The 12,012-nt window shown below is 59.6% G+C and carries 11 protein-coding genes; 10 read left to right on the top strand and 1 reads right to left on the bottom strand.

Going from position 1 to position 12,012, the window contains the following annotated elements; all coding sequences use genetic code 11:
• Window positions 1-51 precede the first annotated feature (51 nt).
• The 9 genes from IE091_RS03310 to IE091_RS03270 all read left to right on the top strand — a co-directional run bounded on the left by IE091_RS03310 (window position 52) and on the right by IE091_RS03270 (window position 9,254).
• The gene (locus IE091_RS03310) at window positions 52-840 is read left to right on the top strand and encodes an ABC transporter ATP-binding protein (protein WP_039177114.1); all 789 of its coding nucleotides are present in this window, start codon (window positions 52-54) and stop codon (window positions 838-840) included.
• A complete protein-coding gene (locus IE091_RS03305; protein WP_039177107.1) occupies window positions 837-1,583 on the top strand; it encodes an ABC transporter ATP-binding protein in 747 nt (248 codons plus the stop codon). Before IE091_RS03310 ends, IE091_RS03305 begins: the two co-directional genes overlap by 4 nt.
• Before the next feature lie 137 nt (window positions 1,584-1,720).
• Window positions 1,721-2,944: an ABC transporter substrate-binding protein gene (locus IE091_RS03300; protein ID WP_189462853.1), complete on the top strand. Its 1,224-nt coding sequence runs from the start codon at window positions 1,721-1,723 to the stop codon at window positions 2,942-2,944.
• A gap of 65 nt (window positions 2,945-3,009) precedes the next feature.
• Window positions 3,010-3,897 carry a branched-chain amino acid ABC transporter permease gene (locus IE091_RS03295; RefSeq protein WP_189462852.1) on the top strand — a complete coding sequence of 296 codons (888 nt, stop codon included), beginning with the start codon at window positions 3,010-3,012 and terminating at the stop codon, window positions 3,895-3,897.
• A gap of 2 nt (window positions 3,898-3,899) precedes the next feature.
• Window positions 3,900-4,901: a branched-chain amino acid ABC transporter permease gene (locus IE091_RS03290; RefSeq protein WP_039177099.1), complete on the top strand. Its 1,002-nt coding sequence runs from the start codon at window positions 3,900-3,902 to the stop codon at window positions 4,899-4,901.
• A gap of 261 nt (window positions 4,902-5,162) precedes the next feature.
• On the top strand, window positions 5,163-6,317 hold the full coding sequence (locus IE091_RS03285; RefSeq protein WP_039177097.1) for an acyl-CoA dehydrogenase family protein: 1,155 nt from the start codon (window positions 5,163-5,165) through the stop codon (window positions 6,315-6,317).
• 31 nt (window positions 6,318-6,348) lie between these two features.
• Window positions 6,349-7,464: an enoyl-CoA hydratase/isomerase family protein gene (locus IE091_RS03280; RefSeq protein ID WP_189462851.1), complete on the top strand. Its 1,116-nt coding sequence runs from the start codon at window positions 6,349-6,351 to the stop codon at window positions 7,462-7,464.
• A gap of 66 nt (window positions 7,465-7,530) precedes the next feature.
• On the top strand, window positions 7,531-8,427 hold the full coding sequence (gene mmsB / locus IE091_RS03275; RefSeq protein WP_189462850.1) for a 3-hydroxyisobutyrate dehydrogenase: 897 nt from the start codon (window positions 7,531-7,533) through the stop codon (window positions 8,425-8,427).
• 200 nt (window positions 8,428-8,627) lie between these two features.
• Entirely contained in the window at window positions 8,628-9,254 is a 627-nt protein-coding gene (locus IE091_RS03270; protein WP_189462849.1) for a glutathione S-transferase family protein, read from the top strand.
• Between the two features lie 134 nt (window positions 9,255-9,388).
• On the opposite strand, the gene IE091_RS03265 is transcribed toward IE091_RS03270, so the two are convergent.
• Window positions 9,389-10,309: a ketopantoate reductase family protein gene (locus IE091_RS03265; protein ID WP_189462848.1), complete on the bottom strand. Its 921-nt coding sequence runs from the start codon at window positions 10,307-10,309 to the stop codon at window positions 9,389-9,391.
• Between the two features lie 251 nt (window positions 10,310-10,560).
• On the opposite strand from IE091_RS03265, the gene IE091_RS03260 reads away from it, so the two are divergent.
• Window positions 10,561-11,751, top strand: a complete 1,191-nt coding sequence (locus IE091_RS03260; protein ID WP_189462847.1) for a GGDEF domain-containing protein — start codon at window positions 10,561-10,563, stop codon at window positions 11,749-11,751.
• Window positions 11,752-12,012 lie beyond the last annotated feature (261 nt).

Here is a 12,012-nt window from a genome sequence, read left to right as displayed (position 1 = left end):
TACTCCGCCGCGCTTCCCACCCTACAAGAACAACAAGAGGCGTCCTACCTCATGCGTGCAGATGAAGTGACCCAGAGGCCAGTGCTCGAAACGCGAGGGCTGACCAAAGAGTTTCGCGGCTTTACGGCCGTGGATAACGTCAACCTACAGGTGCAGGAGGGGCATATCCACGCCCTGATCGGCCCCAACGGTGCCGGCAAAACCACGGTGTTCAACCTGCTCACCAAGTTCCTGCCTCCAACGCGCGGTGAGATTCTCTACCGTGGCCAGCCGATTACCAGCAAGAAATCCAATGAAATTGCCCAGCTGGGCCTGGTGCGCTCGTTTCAGATTTCGGCGGTGTTTGCGCACATGACGGCGCTGGAAAACGTGCGTGTTGCGCTGCAGCGCCAGTTGGGAACGTCGTTTCATTTCTGGAAGTCCGAAAAAACGCTGGATCACCTCAATGATCGTGCCCTGGCCTTGTTGGATGAAGTGGGGCTGCGTGAGTATGCCGATACATTGACGGTCGAAATGCCCTATGGCCGCAAGCGTGCCCTGGAGGTGGCGACCACTCTGGCGCTGGACCCCAGCATGATGCTGCTGGACGAGCCTACCCAGGGCATGGGTGCCGAAGACGTGGACCGCATCGTGGCGTTGATCAAGCGCGTTTCCCAGGGGCGTACCGTGCTGATGGTGGAGCACAACCTGAGCGTGGTCAGCCGCTTGTGTGACCGCATTACGGTATTGGCCCGAGGCGCGGTATTGGCGGAAGGCGACTACGACAGCGTTTCCCGCAACCCGCTGGTACGTGAAGCCTATATGGGCAGCGAAGCTGCCAGTGAGGAGGCCGCCGTATGAAGACTGCAGAAGCCCTCGAACATCCGGTCGCAGAGACTCAAAGCCTGGAAATGCTCCGCGTGCAGGACCTGCACGCCTTCTATGGCGAGTCGCATATCCTTCATGGGGTCAATTTCAACGTCAAGCGGGGCGAGCTGGTGACGCTGCTGGGTCGCAACGGTGCAGGGCGTAGTACCACACTAAAGGCCATCATGAACATGGTGGGGCGCCGCACCGGCTCCATCGTCATCAATGGCAGCGAAACCCTGCGCATGAAGCCTCACCATATTCCTCGTCTGGGTATTGGCTATTGCCCCGAAGAACGCGGCATCTTCGCCAGCCTGGACGTGCACGAAAATCTACTGCTGCCGCCCACGGTACGTTCCGGTGGAATGAGCCTGGATGAGATATATGCCATGTTCCCCAACCTGTACGAGCGGCGCAAGAGTCAGGGAACCCGACTCTCGGGCGGTGAACAGCAGATGCTGGCCATGGCGCGCATTCTGCGCACCGGTGCGCGGCTGCTGCTGCTCGACGAGATTACCGAAGGCTTGGCGCCGGTCATCGTGCAGAAGCTGGGCGAAGTGCTGGTGCAGCTGAAAGAGCGGGGCATGACCATCGTACTGGTCGAGCAGAACTTCCGTTTTGCCGCGCCGCTGGCCGACCGCCATTTCGTCATGGATCACGGCCAGATCGTCGAAGAGATCACGGCGGCGCAGCTGCCTTCGCGCCGCGAGCACTTGAACAGCATGCTGGGGGTATAGAGACCGCACACAACGCATCATTTGATTGCACTGCTCACGCTTCACTCAAACACAAGCACAACCACAACCATTGAACGTCCGCATCACCACAGCGTCCGCATCACAACAACAAAGGCCCCAAGGGCCAGGAGACGAACATGATCTTTACCAAGAAAACGCTGGCCGCCAGCATTGCCGTGGCTGCCACTGCCAGCATGATGGCGTCTGCCGCCCAAGCCGAGATCAGCGACGGCGAAGTGCGCATTGGCTATCTGGCCGACATGTCGGGCACTTACCGAGATCTGGCGGGTCCGGGCGGTCAAACGGCCATGGAAATGGCCGTGGCCGACTTCGGCGGTAGCGTCAACGGTGCCCCCATCGTGATTTTCAGCGCCGACGACCGCAATAGTGCGGACGTTGGCGCCAACACCGTGCGCGAGTGGATCGACCAGCGCAACGTGGACATGGTGGGCGGTCTGGTGGCTTCGTCGGTGACCATTGCGGTCACCAAGGTGCTGGAAGAGAACAACGGCCTGGGTATCGTGTCCGGGTCGGCAGCCTCCAGTATCACCAACGAGCACTGTACCCCCAACCATATTCATTGGGTCTACGACACTTATCCCCTGGCCAACGGTACCGCCAAGGCGGTCGTCGAGCAGGGCGGCGATACCTGGTTCATGCTGACCGCTGACTACGCTTTTGGTCATGCTCTGGAAGGCGACGTGACCCGAGTGGTAGCCGTCAATGGCGGTGAAGTGGTGGGCGGTGTCCGCCATCCGTTCCCCACCAGCGACTTCTCCTCCTACATTCTTCAGGCTCAGGGGTCCGGTGCCAAGATCGTGGGCCTGGCGAACGCCGGGGCAGACACCGTGAATGCCATCACCACGGCAAGCCAGTTCGGCCTGACCCAAAGCGGCCAGCAACTGGCGGGCCTGTTGATCTTCCTCAACGACGTGCACGCGCTGGGTCTGGAAGCCACCCAAGGGCTGCTGCTGACCACTGGCTGGTACTGGGACATGGACGACGAGTCGCGTGAGTGGGCCGAGCGTTACTACGATCAAGTGGGTCGCATGCCGACCATGGTTCAGGCCGGTATCTACTCCAGCACCATGCATTACCTCAAGGCCGTAGAAGCCGCTGGTACCGATGACCCGGAGACCGTTCGTGCGCAAATGGCCGAGATGCCGGTAGAGGACTTCTTTGCCCGCAATGGCCGTATTCGTGAAGATGGCCGCATGATTCACGACATGTACCTGGCTCAGGTGAAAACGCCGGAAGAGTCTACCGGTGAGTGGGACTTGTACAACATCCTCAGCACCATTCCCGCCGAAGAAGCCTACCGCCCGCTCTCTGAAAGCCAGTGCTCACTGGTGAACAACTGATCGGCACATCACGCTGAACAGCACCAGGCGGGCAGCCCCCGCCTGGTGACAAGGAGAATCACACCATGACGATGATATTCGGCGTGCCACTGGCCGTCTTCATGGGCCAGCTAACGCTTGGGCTTGTGAATGGAGCCTTTTATGCGCTGCTTAGCTTGGGCCTGGCGGTTATCTTCGGGCTACTGAAGATCGTCAACTTTGCCCATGGGGCGCAGTACATGCTGGGCGCCTTCGCGGCGCTGCTGGGCTTTCGCTATCTGGGTATCAACTACTGGCTGGCCCTGGTGCTGGTGCCCGTAGTGGTGGGTGGTTTCGGCATGCTGATGGAGCGTTTTCTGCTGCGTCGCATTGCCCACCTGGACCACCTGTACGGATTGCTGCTGACGTTCGGGTTGGCGCTGATTTTTGAAGGCACTCTGGTGAACTTCTTCGGGGTTTCCGGGGCGCGTTACGCCACCCCGGAGATTCTGCAGGGTGGTCTCAACCTGGGCTTCATGTTCTTGCCCACCTATCGGGCCTGGGTGCTGGTGGCGGCATTGGCCATGTGCTTGTTCACCTGGTTCATGATCGAGCGTACGCGGCTGGGCGCCTATCTGCGGGCCGGTACCGAGAACTCTCAATTGATGCAGGCGTTTGGCGTCAACGTTCCGCTGTTGATCACCTTGACCTACGGGTTCGGCGTGGGCCTGGCGGCCTTTGCCGGAGTGCTGGCGGCACCGCTTTACCCCGTTTCACCCACCATGGGTTCCAGCCTGCTGATCGTGGTGTTTGCGGTGGTGGTCATCGGCGGCATGGGCTCGATTCTGGGCGCTATCGTGACGGGATTGGGCATGGGAGTCATCGAAGGATTGACCAAGGTGTATTACCCCGAAGCTTCCAACACGGTCATTTTCCTGGTCATGATCCTGGTGCTCATGTTACGCCCCGCTGGGCTGTTCGGTAAGGAGGCTTAATCATGGCAACGTCGCATACTTCATCAGCCGTCGCGCTGCCTTCCGCCGTGCAGGAGCGTCAGCGTCGGGCCAGGCTGCGTCGCAACATGTTCTACCTTGCACTCATCGTCGTCGGGCTGGTGGCGCCTTTCGTCGCTTACCCCGTGTTCTTGATGAAAATTCTCTGCTTTGCCCTGTTTGCCTGCGCTTTCAACCTGTTGCTGGGGTATGCCGGGCTGCTGTCGTTTGGCCATGCGGCCTTTCTGGCAACGGGCGGTTACGTGACCGGGTATCTGCTGGCCAGTTACCCGGGGCTGACTCCGGAGCTGGGCATACTGGCAGGCACGCTGACCGCTACCCTGTTGGGGGCAGGTTTCGGGCTGCTGGCCATTCGCCGCCAGGGGATCTACTTCGCCATGGTCACGTTGGCGCTGGCTCAGCTGGTGTTCTTCGTGTTCGTGCAGGCTCCCTTTACAGGGGGAGAGGATGGCCTGCATGGGGTACCGAGAGGGCATCTGTTCGGGTTCATCAGCCTGCGCAACAACCTGAGCATGTACTACTTCGTGTTTGCCGTGTTCCTGCTGGGCTTTGCTCTGATTCAGCGCACCGTGCACTCCCCTTATGGGCAGGTGCTCAAAGCCATCCGTGAGAACGAGCCCCGTGCCATCTCGTTGGGCTACAACGTCGATGCCTACAAGCTGCTGGCGTTCGTCCTGTCGGCGGCGCTGGCCGGGCTGGCCGGGGCGACCAAGACCGTGGTGTTCCAGCTGGCGTCGCTTACCGATGCTCACTGGCACATGTCCGGCGAGGTGATTCTGATGACCCTGCTGGGCGGTGTGGGTACGCTGCTCGGGCCGGTAATGGGGGCGGGTCTGGTGGTCAGCCTGCAGCATATTCTGGCCCAATCGCCGCTGGGCAACTGGGTAAGCGTCATCCTGGGCATCATTTTCGTGGTGTGTGTGCTGAGCTTTCGCAGCGGTATCGTGGGCGAGCTGGCCAAGATATACCGCAAGAACTTCAAGTAGCGCCCGGGAAGGGCCGAGAAACTGCGTCTGTCTGTGGATTTGGGTGCCCTTGCGGCACCCTTTTTTATGGGTGAGACGGCAGCTGGCTTGAGGGGGCTTGGCTTGGGTAGGGTGGCGTTTCTACGCCAAAGGTCGTGGGGGATTCGGTTGCGCAAATCCGCCTAAAAATATAAGTTAACGTAAACGTCAACGTGACCGATAACGATAATAGTGGGCGAGGCTTCTGACTGAGTTCAGGGGCTCGCCGCAGCGGAGACCGCCATGAATTTTGAGCTGAGTGAAGACCAGGTTGCCTTTGCCGATATGGCGCGTGGGTTTGCCCAGAATGAGCTGGAGCCCCACGCCGCTAAATGGGATGCCGAGGCTTTTTTCCCGGTGGACGTGATTCGCAAGGCAGGCGAGTTGGGGTTCTGCTCCCTGTATGCCCCGGAGCGTGTGGGCGGGCTGGGGCTTTCGCGGCTGGATGCCAGCATCATTTTCGAGCAACTCTCCATGGGCTGCACCTCCACTACGGCATACCTCACCATCCACAACATGGTGACCTGGATGCTGGCGGATTTCGGCACGCCAGAAGCCGTGGAGCAGTGGGGCGAGCGATTGGCGACCGGTGAGCTGCTGGGCTCCTACTGCCTGACCGAGCCCAACGCGGGCTCCGACGCCGCATCGCTCAAGACCACCGCCCGGCGCGACGGTGAGCATTACGTGCTGAATGGCAGCAAGATGTTCATTTCCGGGGCAGGCAGCACCGATTTCCTGGTGGTGATGGCCCGTACCGGCGGCGAAGGGGCGGGCGGTGTGTCTGCCTTTGCCGTGGATGCCCAGAGTGACGGGATCAGCTACGGCCGCAAGGAAGACAAGATGGGTTGGAATAGCCAGCCCACCCGGATGATTACCTTCGAAGACGTGCGTGTGCCTGCCAGCCACCTGCTGGGTAAGGAAGGCGACGGCTTCAAGATCGCCATGAAGGGGCTGGACGGTGGACGCATCAATATTGCCACCTGCTCGATCGGCACCGCCCAGCAAGCGCTCAACAAAGCCCGTGAATACCTGCTGGAGCGCAAGCAGTTCGGCAAGCGACTGGCCGATTTCCAGGCCCTGCAGTTCCGTTTGGCCGACATGGTGACCGAGCTGGTGGCTGCCCGCCAACTGGTGCGCATGGCCGCGGCCAAGCTGGACGCTGGCCACCCGGATGCCACGGCCTACTGCGCCATGGCCAAGCGGTTTGCCACGGATGTAGGGTTCAAGGTGTGCGATGAAGCCTTGCAGCTTTACGGTGGCAATGGCTACATCAAGGAGTACCCCATGGAGCGCTACGTGCGTGATACCCGCGTACACCGCATTCTGGAAGGCACCAACGAGATCATGCGGCTGATCATATCCCGCCGTGTGCTGGCCGATGGCGCCGCCGAACTGTAGCCCCGGCGCCCGAGCAGATAAGGATGAGGCAATGAGTTGCGTACTGTTTGAAGAGCACACGACCCAGGACGGCCATGTGATCGGCGAGATCACGCTCAACGCCGAGCGTTCGCTGAATGCGCTGACCCTGGAGATGATCGACGCGCTGCTGCCCCGCTTGACCCAGTGGCAGGAGGATGAGCGTGTGGTGGCCATTCTGCTGGACAGCGCAGGCGAAAAAGCCTTCTGTGCAGGGGGCGACGTGGTCAATCTCTACAAGGCCATCACCGGCGATGGTGAGCCGGACTTCCCCGAGCGTTTCTTCGAGCGTGAATATCGGCTCGACTACCTGATGCACACCTTCGCCAAGCCGATCATCTGCTGGGGGCATGGCATCGTGATGGGCGGTGGCATGGGGCTGCTCAGTGCCAGCAGCCACCGTATCGTCACTGAAACGTCGCGGCTGGCCATGCCGGAAGTGACCATTGGCCTGTACCCCGATGTGGGGGCCAGCTGGTTTCTCAATCGCCTGCCCAATGGCACCGGGCGTTTTCTGGCCATGACCGGAGGCCAGATCAATGCCCCCGATGCGCTGCATCTGGGTCTGGCAGATCGAGCAATTGCCAGCCACCACCGCGAGGCGTTGGCCCAGGCGCTGCTGGACGCCCGCTGGGGAGAGGGGGAGAAAACCGACGCTCATGGCGTGGTCAACCGCGTGTTGCGCGAGTTGGAGCAGGCTTCTCAGGCGGCGTTTGCCGAGCTGGAAGCGCCTGTCTACAAGGCGTCTTCACTGATACGCGAGCTGATGGACCACGATACCGTCGAGCAGCAGGTGGCGGCGGTGCTGGGAGTCGACAGCGACGACCAGTGGTTCAGTAAAGCCCAGCGCACTCTGGCCCATGGCAGCCCGATCTCTTTGCGGCTGATCGATGAGCAGCTCAAGCGCGCCCGGCACATGTCGCTGGCTGAAGTGTTCCAGTTCGAGCTGGCGCTTTCCGTGCAGTGCTGCCGCCATGAGGAGTTCCCCGAAGGCGTGCGTGCACTACTGGTCGACAAGGATGGCCAGCCGCGCTGGCGTTTCCCGGACGTGGCCGCGGTGCCGCCCAGCTTCATGGAGGAGTTGCTGACATCCCCCTGGGAGACCAGCCCTCTGGCGGATCTTCAATAACGCGCGCTGTCTCTTTCGAGAGCGCTATTCAATCGACTGCTGACCAATCTCAACAAGGATAACAACATGACCAGCGTAGCCTTCATCGGCCTGGGTAATATGGGCGGCCCCATGGCAGCCAATCTCGTGAAAGCCGGTTTTCAAGTGCGGGCCTTCGACCTGGCCGCCGAGGCCTTGGAAACCGCCCGTGCCCAAGGCTGTGACACCGCCGCCACCGCCCAGGCCGCAGCGGCCGATGCCGATTTCGTGATCTCCATGTTGCCGGCGGGCAAACATGTGCGGGGGCTGTACATGGAGGGCGACGCGCCGCTGTTCGACGTCATCAAGGCGGGCGCCCTGGTGATCGATTGCTCGACCATCGACGCCGACACCGCGCGTCAAGTCGCCGCCGCTGGCGCTGAAAAGGGCATCGGCTTCGTGGATGCGCCAGTCTCCGGTGGCGTGGGCGGTGCCCAGGCGGGCACGCTGACCTTCATCGTGGGCGGTTCGGATGTCCAGTTCACTCAGGCGCAGCCCGTGCTGCAGGCCATGGGCAAGAACATCTTCCACGCCGGAGACCACGGGGCAGGGCAGGTGGCCAAGGTATGCAACAACATGCTGCTCTCGATCCTCATGGCAGGCACCTGTGAAGCCATCAACATGGGCGTCAAGAACGGCCTGAACCCCGCCGTGCTGTCGGAAATCATGAAGCAGAGTTCCGGTGGCAACTGGGCGCTCAACGTCTACAACCCCTATCCGGGAGTCATGGAAAACGCTCCCGCCTCCAAAGGTTATCAGGGCGGCTTCCAGGTGGATCTGATGATCAAGGACCTGGGCCTGGCCATGGATGTCAGCCAGCAAAGCGCCGCTGCCATTCCCATGGGCTCCGCTGCCCGAGCGCTGTTCACCTTGCACAAGGCGGGTGGCAACGGCAAACTCGATTTCTCCAGCCTGCTCAAGCTGTATCAGGATAAAAGCGAGTAGTTGAGTGATAAAGAGTGAGGAGTGAGTCGTAAAAAGTGAGTCGTGAGTATGGGCATATGGGTGGGGTGGTAGGCAGCTTTAGCTCGCGACCGGTTGGCTAATCCCTTGACTAAGCCCCTTGCCCCGTAAGTATGCCATTCACCACTCACACCCACCCAAGGCACACTCAACAACCGATTGAGCCAAACACAAGGACTGCCATGATTACACTTTGGGGCCGCAACAACTCCACCAACGTCAAGAAAGTGCTCTGGGCACTGGAAGAGCTGCAACTGCCGTACGAGCAGATCATGGCAGGTCTGCAATACGGGGTAAACGACACGCCGGAATACCTCGCCATGAACCCCAGTGGCCTGGTACCCCTGCTCAAGGATGACGCCACTCAAAGCCTGCTGTGGGAGTCCAATACCATTCTTCGCTACCTGGCGGCGCAGTACGGCCCCAACCCTTTATGGATCGAGGCACCCGCCCAGCGGGCACGCATGGAAAAGTGGATGGACTGGTCGACCAGTCTGCTCACGCCTGCCCATCGCACCATTCTGATGGGCTATGTACGCACTCCACCCGAGCAGCGCGACAGTCAGGTACTCGATCCCGCCATCGCCACTTGTGAAAAACTCTTCGCTCAACTGGACACCACGTTGAGCCAGCAGCCCTGGTTCTCCGGTGAAGACTTCGGCCTGGCCGATATCGCCATCGCCCCGTTCACCTACAACCTCTTCAACAGCGGCCTCACCTGGTCAACCTACCCCCATCTACAGCGCTGGACAGAGCAGCTCGCCGAACGCCCCGCGTACCGTAAGGTCGTGATGATTCCTGTAACGTGAAGGAAAGGGGGCGCAACTGCCGGGGCGGCTGTCGTCATGCTCAATCAATCTGTTGGCCGTTAGTACAGCACTCACTTTGGGTGTGTTTGTGGGAGGGCGCTTTAGCGCGCGACGATCAAACCACCCAAACCCAATTAAAACTCCGCCTCCAGCAACGCCAGCTCCTGATCCAACCCTTTCAACACCTCACACCCCAGCCCATGCCGTTCCGCGCTCTCGATCAACGGCCCCAAAATAGCGCCGCGTTCGGTAAGCCGCCTCGCCTCCACATCCTGCAACATCGAAGCCTTGTTATTTGCGGTGTTTTCTACCACCTGCCACACCAACGCCAGCCAAGCGGCTTTCCCTTCACCACCGTTTGGCGGTGCAATACCTTCTTTTTCTAGAATCGTCGCCACTTCCTCTACCACAGCTATCACACGGCCTGAGTAGGTATCGCCGCGCAGCGCTCCATTACGCACACCATGCAGGGCTACCAACGGGTTGATTGCCGCGTTCACCGCTAATTTCTGCCATAGGCGGCTGCGAGTATCACCTACCGCCGTGGCGGTAAATCCGGCGTTACTCAGCAGTGCTGCCAGGGTGGTCGCTAATGCTGTGTGCTGATTGTCCAAATCCCCCACAAACGTAGGCCCGCGACCAGCGTGGACGACACGATCATCGCCGGTTACATAAGCGCCTTGCGTGGTCGTCGCACACAGCACCGGGCCGTGCCACGTTTGGCTGATGCGCGGCTGGGCATAAAAACCGTTTTGCCATAGCACCAGGGGAGTCGAGGGGGGCAGTACGCAGGCGACACTCGCCAGCGCCGCCTCGGCAACCATCGCTTTGGTAGTGATGTGCACGAAAGCTGGCGGTGCCGCCGCACCAGCCGCCAATCGTTCAGCGGTGAACGAAGGTAAGTGTTGCGCACGTGTTTCGCCTTCCGGCGTGGTCAGTATTTGCTGCCCAGGCAGTGGGCGACGGCCAATGACGGCCACCTCAGCAAGCGGTGCCAGTGAATGTGCCAACAAGCGGCCGATGGCCCCGGGGCCAAGAATCCAGTGGGTGGTCATGGTACAAGCCGTCATCGAGGGTGTGCGTCAAGCTTATCGTGTTGAGAGTCAGGTAGCTCGCATGGTGGATGGACGAACGCTGGAAACGTGGAAACCTCGTCTAACCTTATGCGCGGCAAGCAGTGTATCGTAAGCCCAAACCGCAGGCGCAGTAGGGGAGCCTGCATCGTGATTTCGTGAGCCATTTTGGCCGATACATGCACGTATCGGCCCACAATAATATGGCCGCGATACTGAAGGGAGTGGCGGAGTTGGCATTAAAACAACAATATCGCGTACATGAATGGACGGGACAATTCTGCGACGCCATGCTGGAGCAGGATTATCGTCGCACCATGATGGAGGGGGCACGGCATACGTTTAGCCTCGCTGTCAGTGTGGCGGCGCTGGTATTCGCCATGTTCGCTATTTCTGATTACTTTTTGTTGGGACCCGGTGAGCGGTTCCAAAGAATAATGGCCATGCGTGCGGTGGTGGTTGGGAGCTGTTTGTGGGTGGCATTTTTCGTGAGGCATTGGGGTGGGAATGTCTACCGCCACTGGCTGCATGCGCTGCCATTATGGGTGCTGGCCACTGGCGTCATCCTGATCGTTCCGCTGCGCCCTGAAAGCCTGCCTACTCAAATCACGGCGGTGGTGGTCGCTACCATGGCGTTTTTTCTGTTGATCCCTAATCTGCTCACCGTGGCGCTGCCCGCTAGCCTGTTCTTGAATATTGGATTTCTTTTGGCGGCACTGCAATTTACGGGTATCGATGCCATTGTTGCATTGCGTATTGCGCTGCTATTGATCATGGGCGTCGTGGTGGGGTTCTGCGCCCTGTTGCGCCTTGAGAGCCTACAGCGCAAGCAGTATGCCCTGCTTTGTGAAGAGCGTGGTCAGAACCAGCTACTGCATCAGGAAATAGCTCGCCGAAAAGCATTGGAAGAACAGTTGCGCCACGTGGCCGAGCACGATGCGCTGACGCGGCTCAATAACCGTGCGCACTTCATGATGCTGGCCAACAAATCGTTGCAGCGCTGTGGCGTCGAGAAAGCGCCTTTTAGCTTGTTCATGATCGATGTGGACCATTTCAAGCGCATCAACGATACCTGGGGACATCTCTATGGTGACTGGGTGCTGACGCGTATTGCCGAGGTATGCGAGCAGTCGCTGCGGCCGGGTGATGTCATCGGCCGCTTTGGTGGGGAAGAGTTCATCGTCGCTTTGCCCAATACGACTGCCAGCGATGCTCAGCAGGTAGCCGAACGCTTGAAGCAGCGGGTAGCAGAACTGGCCAGTACGGGCGACATGGCATCGCTGCGCCTGAGCGTGACTATTGGTGTAGCCACTGCCCAGGATGGCCATAGTGAACTTGAAGACCTGATCCAGCGCGCCGATGAACTGTTATATGTGGGCAAGCGAGCAGGGCGTGATCGGGTAGTGGTATGTACGGATGGCTGAGGTGATAAGGTGAAAATATATTTGATGCTTAAACAACGTCGAGGCGGTGAGTGGCTTGTTGAACTTAAAATGTCATATTAAAAGCATAGGATGGCTCTAGTAATATTGTCTGATGGTGAAGTTTTTGGCTGATTAGATTTCCTAAGTTTTGGTGAGTCCTGAATCCGTGAGACCGGCCCCCGGAAGCACTTCTAACCCACTGACCTGCATGGCAATATAGCCATTATCGCCATTCACCCAGACAGTGCCATGCCCAACATA

This window comes from Vreelandella hamiltonii, assembly GCF_014651775.1.
GTDB classification, from domain to species: Bacteria; Pseudomonadota; Gammaproteobacteria; order Pseudomonadales; family Halomonadaceae; genus Vreelandella; species Vreelandella hamiltonii.
The sequence above is the reverse complement of the archived record's forward strand: the minus strand, read 5'-3'. Positions and strand labels throughout refer to the sequence as shown.